The 20,842-nt window shown below is 57.7% G+C and carries 21 protein-coding genes; 16 read left to right on the plus strand and 5 right to left on the minus strand.

The features are described 5' to 3' along the window. The first annotated feature begins 142 nt into the window (after positions 1–142). The 9 genes from BY447_RS10725 to BY447_RS10765 all read left to right on the plus strand — a co-directional run bounded on the left by BY447_RS10725 (position 143) and on the right by BY447_RS10765 (position 9,307). Positions 143–709 carry a DNA-3-methyladenine glycosylase I gene (locus BY447_RS10725; protein ID WP_033784358.1) on the plus strand — a complete coding sequence of 189 codons (567 nt, stop codon included), beginning with the start codon at positions 143–145 and terminating at the stop codon, positions 707–709. Positions 710–819: 110 nt separating this feature from the next. Beyond that, positions 820–1,482 (plus strand): OmpA family lipoprotein, encoded by a 663-nt coding sequence (locus tag BY447_RS10730; RefSeq protein WP_013359583.1) that lies wholly within the window; start codon positions 820–822, stop codon positions 1,480–1,482. Between the two features lie 134 nt (positions 1,483–1,616). Then, positions 1,617–2,600 (plus strand): LacI family DNA-binding transcriptional regulator, encoded by a 984-nt coding sequence (locus BY447_RS10735; protein ID WP_110331111.1) that lies wholly within the window; start codon positions 1,617–1,619, stop codon positions 2,598–2,600. 65 nt (positions 2,601–2,665) lie between these two features. Then, positions 2,666–3,691: a LacI family DNA-binding transcriptional regulator gene (locus BY447_RS10740; protein WP_110331112.1), complete on the plus strand. Its 1,026-nt coding sequence runs from the start codon at positions 2,666–2,668 to the stop codon at positions 3,689–3,691. Between the two features lie 139 nt (positions 3,692–3,830). Next, entirely contained in the window at positions 3,831–4,580 is a 750-nt protein-coding gene (locus tag BY447_RS10745; RefSeq protein WP_110331113.1) for a sugar phosphate isomerase/epimerase family protein, read from the plus strand. 9 nt (positions 4,581–4,589) lie between these two features. Continuing rightward, the gene (locus BY447_RS10750; RefSeq protein ID WP_013359587.1) at positions 4,590–5,555 is read left to right on the plus strand and encodes a sugar kinase; all 966 of its coding nucleotides are present in this window, start codon (positions 4,590–4,592) and stop codon (positions 5,553–5,555) included. 32 nt (positions 5,556–5,587) lie between these two features. Beyond that, positions 5,588–6,868 (plus strand): MFS transporter, encoded by a 1,281-nt coding sequence (locus BY447_RS10755; protein WP_013359588.1) that lies wholly within the window; start codon positions 5,588–5,590, stop codon positions 6,866–6,868. A gap of 132 nt (positions 6,869–7,000) precedes the next feature. Then, positions 7,001–7,975 (plus strand): glyoxylate/hydroxypyruvate reductase GhrB, encoded by a 975-nt coding sequence (ghrB, locus tag BY447_RS10760; protein WP_095706443.1) that lies wholly within the window; start codon positions 7,001–7,003, stop codon positions 7,973–7,975. Positions 7,976–8,056: 81 nt separating this feature from the next. Beyond that, the gene (locus BY447_RS10765; protein WP_110331114.1) at positions 8,057–9,307 is read left to right on the plus strand and encodes a valine--pyruvate transaminase; all 1,251 of its coding nucleotides are present in this window, start codon (positions 8,057–8,059) and stop codon (positions 9,305–9,307) included. Here BY447_RS10765 and BY447_RS10770 read toward each other — a convergent pair. Then, positions 9,304–10,764: a PLP-dependent aminotransferase family protein gene (locus BY447_RS10770; RefSeq protein ID WP_110331115.1), complete on the minus strand. Its 1,461-nt coding sequence runs from the start codon at positions 10,762–10,764 to the stop codon at positions 9,304–9,306. The two genes, BY447_RS10765 and BY447_RS10770, sit on opposite strands and share 4 nt — an antisense overlap. Before the next feature lie 168 nt (positions 10,765–10,932). Here BY447_RS10770 and BY447_RS10775 point away from each other — a divergent pair, with 168 nt between their 5' ends. Genes BY447_RS10775 through BY447_RS10800 form a run of 6 tightly spaced genes read left to right on the plus strand, consistent with a single transcriptional unit; the run spans position 10,933 to position 16,667 of the window. Continuing rightward, positions 10,933–12,399, plus strand: a complete 1,467-nt coding sequence (locus BY447_RS10775; protein ID WP_110331116.1) for a hypothetical protein — start codon at positions 10,933–10,935, stop codon at positions 12,397–12,399. 17 nt (positions 12,400–12,416) lie between these two features. Continuing rightward, on the plus strand, positions 12,417–13,691 hold the full coding sequence (locus BY447_RS10780) for an ATP-grasp domain-containing protein (RefSeq protein ID WP_110331117.1): 1,275 nt from the start codon (positions 12,417–12,419) through the stop codon (positions 13,689–13,691). Beyond that, on the plus strand, positions 13,679–14,386 hold the full coding sequence (locus tag BY447_RS10785; RefSeq protein ID WP_110331118.1) for a class II glutamine amidotransferase: 708 nt from the start codon (positions 13,679–13,681) through the stop codon (positions 14,384–14,386). Before BY447_RS10780 ends, BY447_RS10785 begins: the two co-directional genes overlap by 13 nt. 5 nt (positions 14,387–14,391) lie before the next feature. After that, positions 14,392–15,192, plus strand: a complete 801-nt coding sequence (locus BY447_RS10790) for a hypothetical protein (RefSeq protein WP_033784369.1) — start codon at positions 14,392–14,394, stop codon at positions 15,190–15,192. A 41-nt stretch (positions 15,193–15,233) separates the two neighbouring features. Further along, complete coding sequence (locus tag BY447_RS10795) at positions 15,234–15,734, plus strand: YbaK/EbsC family protein (RefSeq protein WP_033784370.1); 501 nt, start codon at positions 15,234–15,236, stop codon at positions 15,732–15,734. Positions 15,735–15,755: 21 nt separating this feature from the next. Then, complete coding sequence (locus BY447_RS10800) at positions 15,756–16,667, plus strand: EamA family transporter (protein WP_110331119.1); 912 nt, start codon at positions 15,756–15,758, stop codon at positions 16,665–16,667. 259 nt (positions 16,668–16,926) lie between these two features. Here the strand turns inward: BY447_RS10800 and ibpA are convergent, their stop codons facing one another. Then, on the minus strand, positions 16,927–17,343 hold the full coding sequence (ibpA, locus tag BY447_RS10805; protein WP_010258920.1) for a small heat shock chaperone IbpA: 417 nt from the start codon (positions 17,341–17,343) through the stop codon (positions 16,927–16,929). A 290-nt stretch (positions 17,344–17,633) separates the two neighbouring features. On the opposite strand from ibpA, the gene BY447_RS10810 reads away from it, so the two are divergent. After that, positions 17,634–18,002 (plus strand): YceK/YidQ family lipoprotein, encoded by a 369-nt coding sequence (locus BY447_RS10810; RefSeq protein WP_323859503.1) that lies wholly within the window; start codon positions 17,634–17,636, stop codon positions 18,000–18,002. Here BY447_RS10810 and BY447_RS10815 read toward each other — a convergent pair. The 3 genes from BY447_RS10815 to BY447_RS10825 all read right to left on the minus strand — a co-directional run bounded on the left by BY447_RS10815 (position 17,977) and on the right by BY447_RS10825 (position 20,741). Then, positions 17,977–19,236: a DUF3748 domain-containing protein gene (locus tag BY447_RS10815; protein WP_061063644.1), complete on the minus strand. Its 1,260-nt coding sequence runs from the start codon at positions 19,234–19,236 to the stop codon at positions 17,977–17,979. The genes BY447_RS10810 and BY447_RS10815 overlap by 26 nt on opposite strands. A 116-nt stretch (positions 19,237–19,352) precedes the next feature. Beyond that, the gene (yidA, locus tag BY447_RS10820) at positions 19,353–20,162 is read right to left on the minus strand and encodes a sugar-phosphatase (RefSeq protein ID WP_033784374.1); all 810 of its coding nucleotides are present in this window, start codon (positions 20,160–20,162) and stop codon (positions 19,353–19,355) included. Between the two features lie 99 nt (positions 20,163–20,261). Continuing rightward, positions 20,262–20,741, minus strand: coding sequence for a YhcH/YjgK/YiaL family protein (locus BY447_RS10825; RefSeq protein WP_110331121.1), 480 nt, complete (start codon positions 20,739–20,741; stop codon positions 20,262–20,264). Between the last annotated feature and the right edge of the window lie 101 nt (positions 20,742–20,842).

The raw sequence follows: 20,842 nt of genomic DNA on the forward strand, positions 1-20,842 counted from the left end.
CCAGGCAAGGCTGAAGTTATGGCGTCTTAATGAATTTTTCGGCCCGTCTCTGTTATTTAACCGGTGATCGTTTAACTATCAACCGATTAATTCTAAGATCAAGCGGACCGCTAAAATATTCTCGTTATAAAGGAACAAAACGATGCAACGATGTGGCTGGGTAACGCAGGATCCGCTCTATCTGGCGTATCACGACAGGGAATGGGGTGTGGCGCAGAGAGAGACGCGTGCACTGTTCGAGATGCTCTGTCTGGAAGGACAGCAGGCGGGATTATCCTGGATCACCGTGCTGAAAAAACGTGAAAACTATCGGGCGGCGTTTCACCAGTTTGATCCTCAGGCTATTGCGCAGATGGACGCTGCCGACATTGACGATCTTATGCTCAACAGCGGCATTATCCGCCACCCTGGCAAAATCACCGCCATTATCGCTAACGCCCGCGCTTTTCTTGAGATGGAAGCGAAAGGCGAGGATTTCAGCGACTTCGTCTGGCAGTTTGTCGATAACGTGCAAATTGTCCACCATTATCCTGATTACAGCCAGGCACCCACCACGTCAGAGCAGGCTATTGCGCTGTCGAAGGCGCTGAAGCTGCGTGGTTTCAAATTCATCGGCCCTACAATTTGCTACTCCTTTATGCAGGCCTGTGGGCTGATAAACGATCATCAGAGCAACTGTTTTTGCCATCCTGACAATCAAAAGGCGTGATTCCCGGTAAATCAGGATTTTTCCGTACTACATTCCCGGTCACCAGACGGCATAATCGTGCCACTTATGGGAAAGGTTTTCCCCTGTGTGTCGAATGTAAGGGAACAAAAATGCAGAAGAAATTAATCGCCATCACCTTGTTATTAAGCGGCAGTCTGGCCCTGCCAGGTTGTACGACCAATCCCTACACCGGCGAATCTCAGGCGGGTAAGTCAGGCGTGGGCGCGGGCCTTGGCGCATTAGTCGGTGCCGGTGTCGGCGTGCTCTCTTCATCGAAGAAAGATCGTCGTAAAGGTGCGCTGATTGGGGCCGCAGGTGGCGCGGCGCTGGGTGGTGGCGTGGGTTACTATATGGACGTGCAGGAAGCGAAACTGCGTGACAAGATGCGCGGGACCGGCGTCAGCGTAACCCGCAACGGCGATAACATCGTCCTGAATATGCCAAACAATGTCACCTTCGACTCCAGCAGCAGCAATCTGAAACCTGCCGGCGCCAACACCCTGACCGGTGTTTCAATGGTGCTGAAAGAGTATCCGAAAACCGCGGTAAACGTCGTGGGTTACACCGACAGTACCGGCAGCCGTGCGCTGAACATGCGTCTGTCACAGCAGCGTGCTGAAAGTGTTGCCAGTGCGTTGATCGTGCAGGGTGTTGCCAGCGATCGCCTGCGTACGCAGGGTGCAGGCCCGGATAATCCGGTTGCCACCAACAGCACCGAAGCAGGCAAAGCACAAAACCGTCGTGTTGAGATCACGCTCAGCCCGCTGGGATAATCGCGGTCGCCCCCGAACAGGGGCGTACCTTTTCTGTAAAGCATCACGTTAAAAGCACCAGTAATGTTTCTGCGGATAGAGCCAGCAAAGGCCTTATGGTAGTCTGATCAAAAATTGATCAGTGGACTTGCCCCATGTCTCTTAAAGCCATCGCTGCAGTTTTAGGTCTTTCCGTTACGACTGTCAGCCGCGCCCTTAATGGTTATCAGGATGTCGCTCAGGAGACGCGTAAACGCATCGAAGAGGAAGCGCAGCGGCGCGGCTACCGGCCTAATGCGGCGGCCCGACGGCTGAAAACCGGCCGTGCAAACGCGGTGGGATTTGTCTGCCCAATCAGTGCATCCCCTCTATGTGGCAGCGACTTCAGCGACATGCTGCTGGCACTGGATCATCATCTTGCCCGTCATGAAATTAACCTGCTGTTGCTGGCGGATAAACAGCAGCAGAGCCATTCAACCCTGACGCGCCTGCTGCGCAGTGGGGCCGTCGATGCCCTGATCGTCGGCCATACCACGCCAGAAGACAGCCGACTGAATGCGCTGATGCAGACCAGTTTTCGCTTTCTGGCGCTGGGCCGCAGCGATCTGCCAGCCGCATACGCCTGGTTTGATGTTGATCACCTTGCCGGTTCACAACTGGCGGTGGGCTGGTCGCTGGCGCAGGGGCGGCAGCGGATAGCCTGGCTCGGCAGCAATGAAAACAGCACGCGGGTACGTGACCGGCGTCAGGGTTATCTGACGGCGCTGGGTGACGTTGCGCCTTACGCGATGGCGGCGGTCGCACCGTCGCGCCGTGCCGGCTATCACCAGACGCGTGAGTGGCTGGCAGAGGAATCCACGCCGGAAGTGATTATCACCGACTGCGCTGCGCTGGCTGAAGGGGCAGCTCTGGCGCTGCAGCAGGCCGGTCGGGCAGCGGGCGAGGACGCCATTCTGCTCGCAGGCTGGGAAGGATTACCGCGTGATGCGATTCTCGATCATCCCATTGCTGCGATTCGCCAGGCAACGCCGCATCAGGCCGGCGAACAGGTGGCTGATATGGTTATCAGGCTGATCAATGGCGCGCCGCCGGAAACGTTACAGACCCTGTGGCAACCCTGGCTGCAATTACCGGCCTAGCACTTTTTGCGCCGGGCTTCGCTTGTGCTAGTCTCTGCCGGGTTTCTTATTTCGCAGGATATCTCATGAAAATCAGGCCGCCTCGCGCCACCATCAGCGATGTTGCTCACGCGGCACGAACCGGTAAAACCAGCGTTTCACGCTATCTCAATGGCGAGCTGCATCTGCTCTCTGCCGACTTAAAAGCGCGGATTGAACAGGCTATTGCGGATCTCAACTACCGCCCGAGTCAGATGGCGCGCGGCCTGAAGCGCGGACGTACCCGCCTGATTGGGCTGATTATCGCCGACATTACCAATCCCTATTCCGTCGATGTGATGAGCGGCATTGAAGCTGCCTGCCGGGAGCAGGGTTTCACGCTGCTGATGTGTAACACCAACAACGAAGTGGATCTGGAGCAGCACTATCTGCAACTGCTGAGCAGTTATCAGGTTGAGGGCATCGTGGTTAACGCGGTCGGCATGCGTGAAGAGGTACTCAGCCATCTGCAACAATCCCTGCTGCCGATGGTGCTAATCGACCGCAAAATCCCCGACTTTCCCTGCGATGTGGTGGGCCTGAACAATGCCGAAGCGGCCGAGACGGCCACACGCCATCTGGTCGACAATGGCTATGACGCGCTGCTGTTTCTCAGCGAGCCATTGGGCAGCGTGAATACGCGACGCGAGCGTCTGAAGGCTTTCCGCCAGCTGCTGGCGGCGCATCCGCAGGTTGAGCATGAAAATGCGGAAGTGCCGTTGCACCAGCCCGCCGCACTGGACCAGGCGCTGCTGGCCTTCCAGCAGCGTCACACCGGTAAACGCTGCGCGGTGATGGTGGCCAACGGCGCGCTGACGCTGCAGGTGGCGCGATCGCTGCAACGACTTAACCTGCACTGGGGCCGTGATATCGGCCTGCTCGGTTTCGACGAACTGGAGTGGGCGGCGCTGGCGGGTGTCGGCATTACCACGCTGAAACAGCCGACCTGGCAGATTGGCTACAGCGCGCTGGAGCGATTGATTGCGCGCATCGAGGGCAGTGAACTGCCTGTTGCTGAGCAGGTCTTCTCGGGTGAACTGATCGTTCGTGGCTCCAGCCAGCCTCTGGGCTGAATTTCAGATTTAACCTTCCGTTTACATGCTCGCTTCGTGAGCACGATCATAATTTCACAGTTTGCTGCTTTGCTTTGGAACCGGTTCCATTTAGGGTTTTTCTATTCGTTATGGGCAGACCTCTGCCATGGAGTAGAACATGAAACCTGACATTATCGTGGTGACCGCCGCTTATGGCCACGCGCAGATCGCCGCACTCGGCGGTCAGGCTGCGTTGCTGCCAGTAATCCAGCAGGCGGGCGCTGACGGGGTCGAAATCCGCCGCGAACTGCTTGATGATGCGGCGCTGGCCGATCTGCCGACGCTGGCCAGGGCGATAGCGCAGCATCAGCTGCATGCCAGCTATTCCGTGCCGGATACGCTGTTTTGTGACGGCGGCGAAATCAATCCACGCATAACCCACTACGTTGAAGAGGCACGCCAGCTAAACGCGCAGCGGCTGAAAGTGGCGCTGGGAGACTTTACCGGTGCGCTGCCTCGCGAAACGTTGCAGGCGCTGCTGGCGGATCTGGCGTTTCAGCTGACCGTGGAAAATGACCAGACCGAACATGGCAGACTGGCTCCGTCCGTCGCGTTTTTCACGGCGGTGCGCGAAGCCGAACTGCCGATCAGCATGACCTTTGACATGGGTAACTGGTGCTGGACAGGCGAAGATGCCGATCAGGCAGCAGAGCAGCTGGCCGCGCAGGTGGGCTATGTGCATGTCAAAGCCGCCGTACCGCATCAGGATAGCTTCCGGGCGATTGCGCTGGATGAGGCTGATGACCACTGGCGCACGCTGCTGCAAAAGCTGCCCGCCCGCGCACCGCGCGGTATTGAATTTCCGCTGGAAGGCGACGATCTGACTGCGGTGACACGTCACTACGTGTCGCTGCTGCGTAACGTGTAAGGAGTGAAGATGACGACGCATCACACTATGCATCACAACGGTCCGCTTGATGTTGTCACCATCGGTGAAGCGATGGCGATGTTCATCGCCCGTGAAACCGGCGACCTGGCCGCAGCAGAGACCTTTGTTAAACGTGCCGCGGGCGCGGAACTCAATGTAGCGACCGGCCTGGCACGTCTTGGCCTGAAAGTGGGCTGGGTCAGCCGTGTCGGCGATGACGCTTTTGGCCGGTTTATCTGCCAGCAGCTGGAAAAAGAGGGTATCGATCACGCCTGTGTGACGGTCGATAAGCGCTATCCCACCGGTTTTCAGCTGAAATCCAAAGTCGATGATGGCTCTGACCCGCTGGTCGAGTATTTCCGTAAGGGCTCGGCGGCCAGCCATCTCTCGGTCGATGATTTTGACGCGGACTATTTCGGCTCGGCGCGCCATCTGCACCTCAGCGGTGTGGCGGCGGCGCTGTCAGAAAGCTCATTAGAACTGCTGAAGCACACCGCCAAAGAGATGCGCGCACGCGGCAAAACTATCTCGTTTGACCCGAACCTGCGACCGGTGCTGTGGCGCAGCGAAGAGGAGATGCGTAAGCAGCTCAATCTGCTGGCGGAGTATGCCGACTGGGTACTGCCGGGCGAAAAAGAGGGTCTGATTCTGACCGGTTATCGTCAGCCGGAAGCGATCGCGGATTTCTATCTCGACAGAGGTGTGAAAGCCGTCGTGATTAAAACCGGTTGTGACGGTGCATGGTATAAAACCGCGCAGGGCGAACAGGGCCAGGTTGAGGCGATCAAGGTCGATAACGTGGTGGATACCGTGGGTGCTGGTGACGGCTTTGCCGTTGGCGTGATCAGCGCGTTGCTGGAAGGTCAGTCGCTGCCGCAGGCGATTCGGCGCGGTAACAAGATTGGTTCGATGGCAATTCAGGTCATTGGTGACAGCGAAGGTCTGCCGACGCGTCAGCAACTGGGCGACGTGTAGTTCGCGCCCCTCTACAGTCACAGGAGTTCCCGATGAAAAAGCAGACAATCGCGCCAAAACGCTGGTGGTTCATCATGCCCATCGTGTTTATCACCTACAGCCTGGCGTATCTCGATCGTGCAAATTTTAGCTTCGCTTCTGCTGCCGGGATTAATGACGATCTCGGCATCACCAAAGGCATGTCTTCGCTGCTGGGTGCGCTGTTCTTCCTGGGTTACTTCTTCTTTCAGATTCCGGGTGCGATTTACGCCGAACGCCGCAGCGTCAAGAAACTGATTTTCGTCTGTCTGATCCTGTGGGGCGGCTGTGCCTCGCTGACCGGCGTGGTCAGCAACATTCCGATGCTGGCCGCGATTCGCTTTGTTCTGGGCGTCGTGGAAGCCGCCGTGATGCCCGCGATGCTGATCTATATCAGCAACTGGTTCACTAAATCGGAACGTTCGCGCGCCAACACCTTCCTGATTCTGGGTAATCCGGTCACGGTGCTGTGGATGTCTGTGGTGTCGGGCTATCTGATTGAATCCTTTGGCTGGCGTGAGATGTTTATCTTCGAAGGGATTCCGGCGGTGGTGTGGGCGATTGCCTGGTGGTTCCTGGTGCAGGATAAACCGGCACAGGCGCGCTGGATGAGTGATGCCGAGAAAGCGGCATTGCAGGCTGAACTGCAGAAAGAGCAGGAAAACATCAAAGCGGTGCGTAACTACGGCGAAGCGTTCCGTAACCGCAACGTCATCCTTCTCTGCCTGCAGTACTTTGCCTGGAGCATCGGCGTGTATGGCTTTGTGCTGTGGCTGCCGTCGATTCTGCGCAACGGTACGCAGATGGGCATGGTAGAAGCGGGCTGGCTCTCTGCCGTCCCTTATCTGGCAGCGACCATTGCGATGGTGGTGGTCTCCTGGGCGTCGGACAAAACCCAGAATCGTAAGCTGTTCGTCTGGCCGCTGCTGCTGATTGGCGCGCTGGCGTTCCTCGGCTCGTATCTGGTGGGATCGAACAATTTCTGGATGTCCTACACCCTGTTAGTGATTGCCGGAGCCGCGATGTATGCCCCTTACGGACCGTTCTTCGCCATTATTCCTGAGATGCTGCCCCGTAATGTCGCCGGTGGCGCAATGGCGCTGATCAACAGCATGGGCGCGCTGGGGTCGTTCATCGGTTCATGGATTGTCGGCTATCTTAATGGTGCTACCGGCAGCCCGTCGGCGTCTTACATCTTTATGGGATCGGCCCTGCTGGTTTCGGTGTGGCTGACGCTGATTGTGAAACCGGCGCAGAATAAAGCCCCGCCGCTGCAGGGTGCGAAACCGGCCTGAAAGCGTAAACGCTAGAGAGTGCTGATTCATAAGCGCCTAGGCTTAGTCAGCACATTAAAAGCGTAATCGTTAATCTCTGTTTCTCCGGGCGGCCTGCAAGCCGCCCGCTACTTATTGAACGGGAGCCACCGAATGAAACCCGCTGTAATTCTTTATAAAAAACTGCCTGACGATCTCTACGCACGCCTGGCTGAACAGTGTGACGTGACGGAAATCAGCGATCTGTCGCCGGAAAGCCAGCAGCAGCACGCTGCGGTGTTTCAGCAGGCAGAAGGGCTGCTGGGATCGGGCGGTAAAGTGAATGGCGAGCTGCTGGCGAAAATGCCCAATCTGCGCGTCTGCTCCAGCGTCTCTGTGGGCTATGACAATTTCGATGTTGATGCACTCAATCAGCGTCACGTGGTGCTGATGCACACGCCGACCGTGCTGACCGAAACCGTGGCGGACACCATGATGGCGCTGGTGCTGAGCACGGCGCGCCGCGTGCCGGAACTGGATGCCTGGGTGAAAGCGGGCAACTGGCAGAAGAGCATTGGTCCGGCGCAGTTTGGCATCGACGTGCACCATAAAACGCTGGGTATCCTTGGCATGGGACGCATCGGCATGGCGCTGGCGCAGCGCGCCCACTTTGGCTTCGGCATGAAAATCCTCTACAACGCCCGCCGCGAACATGAAGAGGCGCAGTCGCGCTTTAGCGCGCAGCGCTGTGAACTGGAGGCGCTGCTGAAGCAGAGTGATTTCGTCTGCATCAGCCTGCCGCTGACGGAAGAGACGCACCATCTGATCGGTGCTGCCGAACTGGAACTCATGAAGCCGGATGCAGTGCTGATCAACGCCGGTCGCGGGCCGGTGGTGGATGAGCAGGCGCTGATCGCCGCGTTGCAGGCGGGCAAACTGCACGCTGCCGGGCTGGATGTGTTTGAGCAGGAGCCGGTCTCAGCCGACTCTCCGCTGCTGTCGCTGCCTAATGTTGTGACGCTGCCGCACATCGGTTCCGCCACGCATGAAACCCGTTACGGCATGATGCAGGATGCGGTAGAGAATCTCATCGCCGCGCTCGGCGGAAACGTTGAGAAAAACTGCGTGAACCCGCAGGCGCTGAAGTAATCCCCACGCCTTCCCATTGCGCCCGCCGATGGCGGGCGTTATGGTGGACCCCCGATTCGCTATTACAAATATTTAACCGCTATGTCCTTTTCTCAGTTCGGCGACAAATTTACCCAACATTCCGGCATCTCACGTCTGATGGAAGATATGGGCGCAGGCCTGCGTACGCCCGGCACCATCATGCTGGGTGGCGGCAATCCGGCGCAAATTCCGGCCATGAACGACTATTTTCAGCAACTGCTGCAGCAGATGCATGAGGAGGGCAAACTCAGCGAGGCGCTGTGCAATTATGACGGTCCGCGTGGCAAAGCGACGCTGCTGGAATCGCTGGCCGGACTGCTGAGTGAACAGCTTGGCTGGCCGATTACCGCAGAGAACATCGCGCTGACCAACGGCAGCCAGAGCGCCTTCTTCTATCTGTTTAACCTGTACGCCGGTCGCCGGGCCGATGGCAGCAAAAAGCGGGTGCTTTTCCCGCTGGCGCCTGAGTATCTTGGCTATGCGGATGCCGGTCTGGAAGACGATCTGTTTGTGTCGGCGAAGCCGAACATTGAGCTGCTGCCGGAAGGGCAGTTTAAATATCATGTCGATTTCGAGCATCTGCCGATGAACGATGATGTCGGGTTAATCTGTGTTTCGCGCCCGACCAACCCCACCGGCAATGTGATCACCGATGATGAGCTGATGCAGCTCGATGCGCTGGCACAGCAGCATGACATACCACTGCTGATCGACAATGCCTATGGCGTGCCGTTCCCCGGCATCATCTTCAGCGAGGTGCGCCCGCTATGGAATCCCAACATCATTCTCTGCATGAGCCTGTCGAAGCTCGGCCTGCCGGGTGCGCGTTGCGGTATTATTATCGCGGATGAGAAGACCATTACTGCGCTGAGCAATATGAACGGGATTATCAGCCTGGCGCCAGGCAGTATCGGTCCGGCCATCGCCAATGAGATGATTCGTCGTGGCGATCTGTTGCGGCTCTCCGAAGAGGTGATTAAGCCGTTCTATCAGCAGAAGGTGCAGCAGACCATCGCGATCCTGCGGCGCTATCTGCCGGAAGATCGCTGCCTGATCCACAAGCCGGAAGGGGCGATTTTCCTCTGGCTCTGGTTCCGCGATCTGCCGATCACCACCGAACTGCTTTATCAGCGGCTTAAAGCGCGCGGCGTACTGATGGTGCCAGGCCACTTCTTCTTCCCGGGACTGGAACAGGCGTGGCCGCATACTCATCAATGTATGCGGATGAACTACGTGCCGGATGCAGAGAACATCGAGCGGGCGGTGCAGATTCTGGCGGAAGAGGTTGAGATCGCCTGGCGCGACAGTTAATCCTGCTGTCCCTGTGAATCGGTTAACGACAGCTGGCACCACTGTGCCAGCTGCTGAATCGCCTGTTCCACTTCCGCATTCCAGCCGAAACCGGCATTCAGCCGGAAACAGTGATCGTAGCGCTGATCGGTAGCAAAGATGTGGCCGGGCGCAATCCCGATGCCCGCATTGCGCGCTTTCAGAAACAGCTCGCGCACGTTCAGTGCCCCTCGTGGCATTTCCACCCACAGCACATAGCCTCCTTCCGGATCGGACACCCGGGTTCCCGCCGGAAATTCCCGCAGTACCGACTGCCGCATTTCCCGGATTTGCCTAGCCAGCTCGCGCCGTAGCTTACGCAGATGCGCATCATAGCCACCGCTGCGCAGCAGCTCCGCTACCGCCGCCTGCGACAGCACAGAGGTGCCCATGGTGGAGGTATATTTCAGCGAGGCGATTTTGCGCATGTAGTTAACGCTGTGCACCCAGCCAATACGAATGCCCGGTGCCACGGTTTTAGAAAAACCGCTGCAGAGAATGGCGTTGGGGCTGAAGGCACGCATCGGGAAGGGGCGACGCTCACCAAAGGCGGTATCGCCAAAAATATCATCCTCAATGATCACTACATCATTCTCATCCGCCTGCCGCGCGATATAGGCTTTATGCTCGTTGGGAATACTCTTGCCCAGCGGATTATTGACGTTGCACAGGGTGAGAAAGACCCGCACCGCTTTACGCTGAAACAGGCCGGTCAGCTTCGCCACATTCACATACCCTTCCGGTCCGGCTTCCACTTCAATCACCCGCAGATTCAGGTTATGCAGCATCTGCAGCAGCACGAAATAGCAGGGTGACTCTACGGCGACCACATCGCCCGGCTGGGTGGTGGCGCGCAGCGACAGTGAGATCGCCTCGATGCAGCCGTTGGTGATCAGAATATCGTCGGCGCTGATATTGCAGCCATAATCGACCGCACGGCGGGCAATCTCGGTTTTCAGCGGCGCATAGCCAGTGCCCTTGACCGTATTGCCGAGCAGGGCCGGTTTGCTGTAGCCCATCTGGCGCATCAGCAGGCCGATGCGTTTGACCGGATAAAGCGCGCTGTCGCCGTTAGCCAGATCGAGGCGCACCCGGCAGTCTGAACCGAGCATCGCCAGATGCAGTTCGGTCTGTTCATCCAGCGGTGCGATGGCGTGTGGCTGTTCGCTGATGGCGGGCAACTGACGTGAAGAGGGCCGCTGCGGGGCGACAAAAAAGCCCGATTTAGGCCGGGCGACGGCGTAGCGCTCATCTTCCAGCGTGCGCAATGTTTTCAGGGCGGTGGTGAGGCTGACATTGTACTGCGTCGCCAGCGTGCGTACCGACGGCAGACGGCTGTCGGGAGCCAGCGAACCGGCATGAATGGCCTGCTTGATCTGTTCTGCTATCTGGCGGTAACGACTGCTCTGACTCTCCTGTTCCCCGATAACATCGGCCATCTGTTCCACCCCATATCGCGCTGATCTGTGCATATTCAACAGAGTACATTCAAAGTACTTTAGGCTGCATCTCTTAATTATTCATGATGCTGAACGGCACGGCGACCCCGCCAGCCACCGGGCTTCAGGCCATAAAGCGATTCTGTTCACCTGAGGGAAATGCGAGAAATGAATAATCTGCCCGCCATGATGAAGGAGATTGAAGCGTATCTGTCGCCCGCGATCATGGAGTCGGCTCAGCGCTGCTCCGCCCGCCTGCTGGTGGCGTTACCGGATAAGCTGCAACTGGAGAACAACCGTGTGCTGCTCGCCTATGGCGGCGGAAAAGACAGCAGCTACATGGTGGCGTATGTGCGATACATTCAGGGCCTGATCTGGCAGCAGCAGGGCAGCACTTTTTCTCTTCGGGTCAGCACCAACCGCCATGCGGCAATGAATCAGAGCGTGATGGAGAATATCCATCGCGTGTATCAGGCGCTGGCGATGCATGACGATGAACGGGTGGAATGTCTGGTGGTGGATGGCCTGCTGATCCGGCCGTTTGCCCGCGACCTGCCGATGCCGGAGAGCGTGCGGCAGCAGAACCGCCATGATGTGCTGATGAATGGCCACCGCTTTAGCGCCGACGGGCGCTCGACCTTCTGCAATGCCTGTAATCTCAGCATGGTGAACTCCTTTGGCCTGGCGGCAGACTACAACGGCGGCGTGGATTTGATTGTTACCGGCGACTCGCCGCAGGAGCAGGCCGCCTATGTTGCCTGGGCGCGGCACCTTTCACGGCTGTTTGATGCGCCGGTAGCGGACAAAGACCGGGGCTTCAGCGGCTTTCTCCAGACGCTGGACGGCGTGGCTGAACGCTACTTCTCTGACGTTTACGGTGCCGATCAACTGACACCCGCACACCGCATTACCCACCAGCTGGCGCGCGATCCGCTGTTTTTCAACATCTATCAGGACACCGCCTATGAAGCGGGCGCGCACTGGGCACTGCTCAGCGAATTTATGCGTTTCCGTTTTGATGAGCTGATGTTCAGCTTTTCTGAGTCCGACTGCGGTAATCCGACACTGATGGCCCATCTGCGCGGACTGCGGGCAGAAACGCTGCTGCAGCGTAACTATGCCGAAGGGATCCGCGAATATGTGCGCTTTGCGCTGGGGCTGATGGTGAAGAAAGATTTTCCGCCACAGCTGATTGATGAGATGGCGGCACGTTATCAGGATGACGACGCCATCTACCTGCAGCGGCAGCGCGCGGCGGACTTTGCCCTGCAGGCGTTTGACCTTAACGACGACCAGCTGATCTGCATGATCTACTCACCCTTCCTGGCACAGGGAGAACAGCTCGGACAGTGGCTGACGCAGCAGCAGATTGCGCTGGATGAAACAGCCATTCGCGACCTGCTTGAGCAGCGTAGCGAGGATCTCACGCTGGCAGAGCAGCTAACACAGCTCTCTGGCCTGACGCTGACGCAGATGCGGCACTGCTGGCAGAGCAGACCGGTCAGTTCGCTGCTGGAGGGCAAAAGCCGCGATCCGCTGTCGCGCGTCCTGCGTTTTGATCCCCATAAAGCGGTGATTCAGGTCAATAACGGTGTGCTCAACGACATCGTGACAGAAATCATTTCCGGGCGTTAACCCGGTAAGGCAAGGCGATGAAAAAGATTTTTCTGCAAATTGGCGCCACCCGTGATGGCCAGAACCCCTACTGCGAGGTGGCAAAGCGCGATGGCTATTTCACCGTGCTGGCGGAAATGGGCGATTTTGTCGATTACCAGTCGTTAAGTCTGGCGCTGCCGTTTGATCTGATCATCCGCCTCGACCGTCCTGAGAATCCGTGGGAGGTCATGCAGGCCTATCTCCATGCCGGTTTGCTGGCGCATCCGCTGGTAGTGCTGGCGGGTTTTGAAGCCTACAACGCCAGCGCCGGACGGCTGCGCGAGATGCTGGCCGGGCCTGACGCGCCCGCCGCCTTTATTCCGCTGGATAAATATGCGCAGCGCATGGCGCTGAAAAAAGCCTGGCCGCGCTTTCCGCAGCCGGAGTTCCGCTTTTTTGCCTCGCCGCTCAGCATTCTGGATGCGGAACAGGCGCTGATCTATCCCTGTGTCGTGAAGCCGGTGGATGGCGGCGGCGGGCTGGGCATCTGGCTGATTGAGCGCGCCGATCAGCTGCACAGCGTAGTAACACAGCTGGTACAGACCATGAACTACGGCGGGCGCGGCTTCAGCGGCTTTATTGTGGAAAGTGCGCTGATCGGCGAGGAGTTTTCGTTGCAGGGCGTGGTGCATCAGGGGCATCCCCTGGCGCTGACCTGTTGCCAGAAGGTCATTGAGCAGCACCGGGATAGCGAAGGCTGCGTCAGCTTTTATGAGTCGGGGCATGTGGCGATGGCAGCAGCAGCCCTGCCAGCGTCGTTCAGCAGTCTGATGACCTTCTGCTGCGAAACCTTTGGCTATCGTCAGGGCGCGTTTCACATCGATTTCATCGTGGTGAATGGCGTGCCGCATTTCCTGGAGATGGGATTCCGGCTCTCCGGCATGGGCGTGGCGACGCTGGTGCAGGCGACGACGGGCATCAACTGGGCGGAAGTCACCTTCCGGCTGGAAGCGGGCGGTGCACTGCCTGTCTTTACCTTCACCCCACCCGGTGCGGTCGGCCAGCTGCGGTTACGGCAACCGGCGCAGCTTCAGGCGGCTGAACGCTGGATTGATCAGCATCAGCAGGGTGCGCTGTTGCCACCACTCAGATTGCCGGCATTACAGGTTTCACCCCGATCCTCACTCTATGCCGATCTGACCCGACACGCGGGCATTCTGGCAACGTTCAGCCTGACGGCCGCTACGCGCGAACCCATTATGACCACCTTTCAGCAGGTGATTGCCGCGCAATCCGTTACAGCCGGGAGAGACAAAGTATGTGCAGGATGATTCTGGCGCATGGTCAGTTCGACAGCGCACAGATTTTAGAGGCGGCGCGCGCCATGAGCTGCGGTGAAGGCGCTGAACACGATGGCCCGATCAAATCGCATCCCAACGGCTGGGGCTGTCTGTGGCTGGAAGAGGGCGAGATTCGAACCCTGCACGGCACCGGCCCGTTCGCCGACGCCCTGCCGGGCATTGATGTGGATCGCCTGCGCAGCCGCTTTCTGGCGGTGCATGTGCGTCACGCCACGCTGAGTAAAAATCAGGGGATCGAATTTTCGCATCCGCTGTGGCGCAACAGCGCCGGACATCAGTGGTACATGATGCATAACGGCTTTCTGCCGACGATTTACCGCCAGCTTGGCCTGGCGGAATCCCGCTTCGATTCCGAAGAGTATCTGCGCTACCTGGTGGATCAGACCACACCCGCCGATTTCACCCGCGACTATCTGCGCGCAAAGATGGCGCAGGTTGAGCCAGGCGGTAGCGCAGGTAATGCCATTTTTGTCACCCGCGACAAAGCCTGGGCGTGGCAGTGGCATCCGCACGATACGCTTTTCCCTGACTACTTTACGATGCATTTTCGGCAACAGGACGGTTGCACGCTGATCGCCTCTGAACCCGTAACAATACCAGGCAGCGCCGGCAGCTGGCGGCGAATGAACAATCATGAACTCTATGAAATACCGTTTAGGGAGTGATAAACATGGCTATTTTCAATCAGTTCCGCGTGATTAATCCCAACATGTTTGTGGAATCGACCTGGCTGGATGACATCGTCACTGCACGGGTGCCGCTGCTGGTGCTGCGTAATTTCCTGACGCCAGAGGTGCGGGAAACGGTGGTGGCTGACCTGCAGCGCTGCCGGGAAAAGATCCGTGTCTCTCACTATCCCAATGGCGCGCTGACCACGCTTGGTCCCTATCTGGCGCGCCATACGGCGGCACCCGATAACTATTTTACCGAGCTGCGTGATATCCAGCCGGCGTTGCCGCCCTCGCTGAATTCACTGCGCGAACTGATTTACGGCTGGGTGCAGCATGCGCTGCGGCTGGAAAGTTTAAACATCGCCCATGAACCGGGTCGTGGCGACTACGCCGGTTCTATCGTGCGCTTTCATGCCGATGGCGTCGCGAACCCGCTGCATAACGACAATATCGTGCGCGACGCCGCAAAGACCTCGCTGGTGGTGACGCAAATCCTGCATCAGCTCAGCTGCGTGGTCTGCCTGCAGGAGTGCAACGCAGGTGGCGCGCTACGTATCTACAACAAAAAGTGGATGCCGGAGGATGAGCAGTTCAAAACCGCCGGTGAGCTGGGCTATCGCAGTGGTGTGATTGAAAACAGCGAGATCTGCGAATTTTCACCACGCAGTGGTGATATCTATCTGTTTAATCCTGCTTTTTATCACGAGATCGACCGGGTTGAAGGTGATACCCGCATCACCATGGGGTTCTTTTTCGGGCTGACAGATAAAAAGATGAAACACGCTATCGCCTGGAGCTAAGCCGGGTTGTGCAGGAATTTTTGCCAGAAGAGGAGAAGGGAATGACGACGTTTGAAAAAATTACTGCGCTGCTGGATCAGCATCAGGCCAGCTACCGCGTGGTGGAGCATGAGGCAGTCGGGCAGACCGATCAGATCAGCCAGATCCGCGGCAACGCGCTGGGCCAGGCGGCCAAAGCGATGGTACTGGAGGTCACTATGCCGGACGGTGCGCCATCGCGTCAGCTGCTGGCGATTGTGCCGGGTGACTGCCGGATCAATTTCAAAAGCGCGGCGCGCGCCATTGGCGGCAAAAAGTCCTCGTTCGCCGCGCCAGAGCTGGCGCAGGCACTGACCGACTGTGTGATGGGGGCTGTGCCGCCGTTTAGTTTTGATGACCGGCTGGCGCTGAGGGTCGATACCCGGCTGCAGCAGGTCGGCACATTATGGTTTAACGCGGGCGAGCTGGAGAAGTCGATCGCGCTGGCTGCAGATGACTATTTTCGCATCGTGGGTGCAGGCTGTTGTGCTGATATCGCCTCCCCGATTGCGATCACCGCCTGACGGCGGCTCAAGGAGTTTCAGATGTCGGTAAAAGATATGCTGTTAGCGCTGTGCGTGGTGGTAGCGTGGGGCGTGAATTTTGTGGTGATTAAGCTCGGGTTGCAGGGCATGCCGCCTTTTTTGCTGGCCGGACTGCGTTTCGCCCTGGTCGCCTTTCCCGCTATTTTCTTTGTGCGTCGCCCGCCGATCCCGCTGCGCTGGCTGGTGGTTTACGGCATGACCATCAGTTTTGGTCAGTTTGCGTTTCTGTTTCTGGCGATCAAGCTCGGCATGCCAGCCGGTCTGGCGTCGCTGGTGCTGCAGGCGCAGGCGTTCTTTACCCTGTTGCTGGGTGCGCTGCTGCTGGCAGAGAAGCTGCGCTGGAATCATATCGTCGGGATTATCATCGCCACGCTGGGGATGTTTATGCTGGCGACGGCGGGGATGGAAGGGCAGACCAGCGCCGGGATTACGCTGACCACCATGATGCTGACGCTGTCGGCGGCGCTGTCATGGGGGCTGGGAAATATCACCAATAAGATTATTATGCGGAACCGCAGTGTGCCGATTATGTCGCTGGTGGTCTGGAGTGCGCTGGTGCCGGTCATTCCCTTCTTTGCCTGTTCGCTGCTGTTTGAGGGGCAGCCCGCCATCGTTAATAGCCTGCTGCACATCGGCCTGCAGACCGTGCTGGCGCTGTTCTACCTGGCGTTTGTCGCCACCATTGTCGGTTACGCTATCTGGGGGAATTTACTGAGTCGCTATGAAACCTGGCGCGTCGCGCCGCTGTCGCTGCTGGTGCCGGTGGTAGGGATCATTACCGCCGCGCTGGTGCTGGATGAGCACCTCTCTGGTCAGCAGATGCTGGGGGCGGGGGTGATTATTCTGGGGCTGCTGGTGAATGTGTTTGGTGGCGTGCTGGGTCAGCGTCTGGCGATGCGAACGCAGCTTTAAAGATAGCCATAAGAGCAAAAAAAACGCCGCATGCGCGGCGTTGAGATTGTTGAAAAAGTCTGCCCTGGCTCGCTGTAAGATCCAGCCAGCGAAGGGAACAAAGTCAGATTGGAAAGTCGCAAAAACCGCCATCCCTGGCGCGGGACGCTTTTCTCCTCTGACCTTATTCCCTGCGCTTTTAGCGAATGCGTTGCTGCCAGGTTCACCCAGCTTTGGCTTTGTCAGCAGTCTGACGCCGCTAACGCGGCGTTTGTCAGGATTACTTCAGAATCTCAATACGGCGTGGTTTCGCCTCTTCCGGCACCAGACGTTCAAGGTCGATGCTCAGCAGACCATTTTCGAGACGAGCATCGCGCACCACAATGTGGTCGGCGAGCTGGAATTTACGCTCGAAGTTGCGCTCGGCGATACCCTGATACAGGTATTTACGCTCGGTCTGCTCTTCAGGATGGGCACCCCGCACGATCAGCACGTTATCGTGCGCCGTGATATCCAGTTCGCTCTGAGCAAAACCGGCCACCGCAATCGTAATGCGATAGTGATTTTCATCGACCAGTTCAACGTTATAGGGAGGATAGCCGCCATTGCTCTGATTCTGATTCGATTCGAGCAGGTTAAACAGGCGATCAAAACCGATGGCAGAGCGATAAAGCGGGGTGAGATCAAAATTACGCATATTAAGACTCCTGAAATTCAGCAAGTTTTGGCAACCTTCCACTATTGGACAGGCTGGATACGGCACCTCACTGTCCCTTGCGGCAACGGTGCGTGTGTCCGTAAACTAAAAATGGGTGTCACAGGAGAATTTTCAAGAGGGCGAAATGCAATTTTTTTCGCCAAATTGCGGAAATGACATACACTCAGGACTACTTTTGCCAGACCCGGACGGACTTCGCCCCAGAGTGTTGACGTTGTCTGGCAAGCCAACTCAGCCAGGCTTATGCCATGACTGAAGGGATGATGATGATGAAATTGATGAAGACCTTACCTCTGGCTGGAATGGTGTGCTGCGCAATGGCGACAACCGGCTGTTCCAGCGTGATGTCTCACACCGGCGCGAGTCAGGGTTACTATCCCGGCACCCGTGCCAGCGCTGACATGCTGACGGATGGTGATACCAGCTGGGCGCTGAAGCCGCTGGCGTTAATCGATCTTCCTTTCTCTGCCATGCTGGATACGCTGCTGCTGCCGTGGGACTACTACCGTAGCGACAAAGACAAATCTCTCGACTCCCCACGTGAACGTATCCTGCAGAGCGAAAGGCTGGCGCATACCCAGGAAAGCCTTGCGCAGGCGCAGCCTATGCCACCTATGCGGTCACAGCCGCAACCGTAAAGAGCTGCCGCCAGCCATTCACCTCACGCATAAAAGCAATTTGTGACCCGTCCGGTGACCAGACTACCGCGTCACCTGACGGTGCTTCTTCCGTTCTGCGTGTCAGACGCTGACACGTGCCGCTCTCAACCTCACATCGCATCACGCTGTTATCGCAGATAAAGGCAATTGACTGGCCGTCAGGATGCCAGCTAAAAGCGGACTGAATGCTGTGGCTGAGTTCGGTGATCTGACGCGGTTCGCCGCCGTTGGGAGAGACCGTCCAGAGCTGGATCACCGCGCCGGCATCCGCCATCAGAAACGCGATCTGGCTGCCATCGGGCGCAGTACGCAGCCAATGGCGCGGTTGTAGCGCCACGCCACGGCTGTGCGTCAGGCGACGCTGCTGCACACCAGCCGGTGGCGCAGGTAACTGCTGGCTGCTGCCCTCCAGCGGCCTCTCTCCGGCGCGGGCGTAATCCTCCAGCGCGTCCGGCAGATCAACAATAAAAATTTCAGGCCGTTTCTCGCCCTGTGCCGTCAGCGTGTCGCCAATAAAAGCGATGGCCCAGCGCTGCCAGCTGCCGTCCGGTTTCTGATAGCCACGCTCACCGACCCAGCACTCCTCATAAGCACGATTAATCTGGTCACTGCCTGGCTGCGGTTCCGCGCGGGTCTGGCTCACCAGCAGGCAGAAATAGCTGCCGTCATACTCGCGCGGATGCTGTTTAACCGGCGTCACCGCGTGCAGCGGCACCGCGATACCGACGTTGCGCAGATCGAGACGGCTATCCAGCTCATGCATCACGTGATCATTGTAGGTAAAGCTCAGGCGTGAACCGTCGGGGCTGAAGACATGCACATGCGAGCCGCCGCGTAGCGCGCCAGGAGTAAAGGGCGGTGTAATATCGCAGGCATCCAGATTCACTGCCGCGCCGTTCTCAACAATCACACCGCGCCGGTGGTGGAAGTCATACTGCCAGCTGGCATCGGGATGTTCCGGGCCATGAATGCAGACGTAGCGCGGGGGCAGATCGGGGCTGACCGTCACGACGCCGACATGCGCTCCGTCCCGGGCCTGATAGAGCACCTCAACGTCACCGGTCATCACATTGACCCGCTCAATGGTCTGGCTGGTAAAGGACGCACCCGATGGACGGACGTCAAACGCCAGCCACTGGCTGTCGGCTGTCCAGACATTGATATTGGTGAGCTGATGCTGACGGGTAGCAAAGGTGATCTGTTTTTCTGACATGATGAAACCCACGGAGAAAGCGTTGTCCGACAAATTACGCGATTCCGTTTTGCGGTGCAGCTTTTTTGGCGGGGTAAGGGGGCCGGGCCGCTGCGGCCCGGCAGAGAACAGGGCCGTTACAGCACTAACTCTTCAATGGCATGAGCGACGCCATCTTCCATATTGGTTTTAGTGATAAATTGCGCGATTTTCTTAACAGAATCAATGGCATTACCCATGGCGACACCCGTGCCAGCATATTCAATCATCGCCAGGTCATTCTCCTGATCGCCAATCGCCATCACTTCTTCCTGCTTCAGGCCGAGCTTCTCCGCCAGCATTCTGACGCCCTGGCCTTTGTTCACCCGGCGATCGAGGATTTCGAGGTAATACGGCGCACTTTTCAGGATGGTGTAAGTCTGCTGAGCATGCTCGGGCAGGCGGGCAATCGCCGCGTCGAGCAGGGCGGGCCGATCGATCATCATCAGTTTCGGGAAGCGCATAGCGCGATCCATCTCTTCCACCGCGCGATAGCGCACCGGAATGCCGGTCAGGCTCGCTTCATGGATGGTGTATTCACTGATGTCTTTGTTCGGCGTGTAGAGATGAGATTTGTCGAACGCCTGGAAATGGACGCCAAGCTCACGTGCCAGATTCTCAATGTAGAGGTAATCGTCAAAGGTCAGCGTCACTTCTGCCACACACTCACCATCTGCCGCCTGATGAACCAGCGCACCGTTGTTGCTGATCGCGTACTGGCCGGGCGCCTGCATATCCAGCTCCATCAGATAGCGCTGGATACCTACAAACGGCCGACCCGTGGTCAGCACAATCGACACGCCCTGCTTACGGGCACGATCGAGGGCGGATTTCACCCCCGGCGTGATCTCATGTTGCGGATTGAGCAGGGTGCCATCCATGTCGATAGCGATCAATTTAATAGCCATAGAGTCCTCGTAGCGTCTGGGTTTTGTTCAATGCTAGCGCGATTCAGCGCACATTGACTAGTTTCCTGGCAGGCGGGAATGGCCAGGAAACCGCCAGGGTCAGGCGGTAAAGAGATCGCGGTGGATTTTAATCACGGCTTTTCGGATAGTTGCGGGTTCGCCTGGCGCGCAGCAGGGGCGATGAATATCGTGCGGGAAAAACAGCGCGAACATGTCGGGCAGCAGCGTAATCACTGACTCATTTAATATCTTCTGATAAAAAACGACGTCACGCTCCTGGGCGAAATCTTCGGTGATGTGCTGATCGGGATGGGCGCGGGCCACACCAATATTCTCGGTGCCTGCCAGCAGATACTGAATATCGATGTAGTTAAAGTGGGACTCTGCACGACGCGCGCTGGCGGGTTCGGTCATCATCTCCTGCACCAGACAGAACATTTTGTTGTCAGGCAAAATCTCATATTTGCCGGTGTCCAGCTGGCTGAAATCGGTTCCCGCAATCCAGCTTATCGCCTGATCGATGACCGGATGAAAGGCGTGACGTTCTCTGTTCCAGTCGTGACGATCGCAAACAATCATGGTGTAACTCCCTGTAAAAATGAGTGCGCCCGAATAGCGCAAAGAGAGGCAAGAGTAAGGGAGCTGACCGGGTTAAAACGTGATCGGGGTCGCAGCATGCG

Origin of the sequence: Pantoea sp. JKS000250, from assembly GCF_003201065.1 — a bacterium.
Lineage (GTDB): Bacteria > Pseudomonadota > Gammaproteobacteria > Enterobacterales > Enterobacteriaceae > Pantoea > Pantoea vagans.

Coding starts and splice junctions, on each gene's coding strand:
- BY447_RS10725 (WP_033784358.1), top strand. CDS start 143: ATGCAACGATGTGGCTGGGTAACGCAGGATCCGCTCTATCTGGCGTAT.
- BY447_RS10730 (WP_013359583.1), top strand. CDS start 820: ATGCAGAAGAAATTAATCGCCATCACCTTGTTATTAAGCGGCAGTCTG.
- BY447_RS10735 (WP_110331111.1), top strand. CDS start 1,617: ATGTCTCTTAAAGCCATCGCTGCAGTTTTAGGTCTTTCCGTTACGACT.
- BY447_RS10740 (WP_110331112.1), top strand. CDS start 2,666: ATGAAAATCAGGCCGCCTCGCGCCACCATCAGCGATGTTGCTCACGCG.
- BY447_RS10745 (WP_110331113.1), top strand. CDS start 3,831: ATGAAACCTGACATTATCGTGGTGACCGCCGCTTATGGCCACGCGCAG.
- BY447_RS10750 (WP_013359587.1), top strand. CDS start 4,590: ATGACGACGCATCACACTATGCATCACAACGGTCCGCTTGATGTTGTC.
- BY447_RS10755 (WP_013359588.1), top strand. CDS start 5,588: ATGAAAAAGCAGACAATCGCGCCAAAACGCTGGTGGTTCATCATGCCC.
- ghrB (WP_095706443.1), top strand. CDS start 7,001: ATGAAACCCGCTGTAATTCTTTATAAAAAACTGCCTGACGATCTCTAC.
- BY447_RS10765 (WP_110331114.1), top strand. CDS start 8,057: ATGTCCTTTTCTCAGTTCGGCGACAAATTTACCCAACATTCCGGCATC.
- BY447_RS10770 (WP_110331115.1), bottom strand. CDS start 10,764: ATGGCCGATGTTATCGGGGAACAGGAGAGTCAGAGCAGTCGTTACCGC.
- BY447_RS10775 (WP_110331116.1), top strand. CDS start 10,933: ATGAATAATCTGCCCGCCATGATGAAGGAGATTGAAGCGTATCTGTCG.
- BY447_RS10780 (WP_110331117.1), top strand. CDS start 12,417: ATGAAAAAGATTTTTCTGCAAATTGGCGCCACCCGTGATGGCCAGAAC.
- BY447_RS10785 (WP_110331118.1), top strand. CDS start 13,679: ATGTGCAGGATGATTCTGGCGCATGGTCAGTTCGACAGCGCACAGATT.
- BY447_RS10790 (WP_033784369.1), top strand. CDS start 14,392: ATGGCTATTTTCAATCAGTTCCGCGTGATTAATCCCAACATGTTTGTG.
- BY447_RS10795 (WP_033784370.1), top strand. CDS start 15,234: ATGACGACGTTTGAAAAAATTACTGCGCTGCTGGATCAGCATCAGGCC.
- BY447_RS10800 (WP_110331119.1), top strand. CDS start 15,756: ATGTCGGTAAAAGATATGCTGTTAGCGCTGTGCGTGGTGGTAGCGTGG.
- ibpA (WP_010258920.1), bottom strand. CDS start 17,343: ATGCGTAATTTTGATCTCACCCCGCTTTATCGCTCTGCCATCGGTTTT.
- BY447_RS10810 (WP_323859503.1), top strand. CDS start 17,634: ATGAAATTGATGAAGACCTTACCTCTGGCTGGAATGGTGTGCTGCGCA.
- BY447_RS10815 (WP_061063644.1), bottom strand. CDS start 19,236: ATGTCAGAAAAACAGATCACCTTTGCTACCCGTCAGCATCAGCTCACC.
- yidA (WP_033784374.1), bottom strand. CDS start 20,162: ATGGCTATTAAATTGATCGCTATCGACATGGATGGCACCCTGCTCAAT.
- BY447_RS10825 (WP_110331121.1), bottom strand. CDS start 20,741: ATGATTGTTTGCGATCGTCACGACTGGAACAGAGAACGTCACGCCTTT.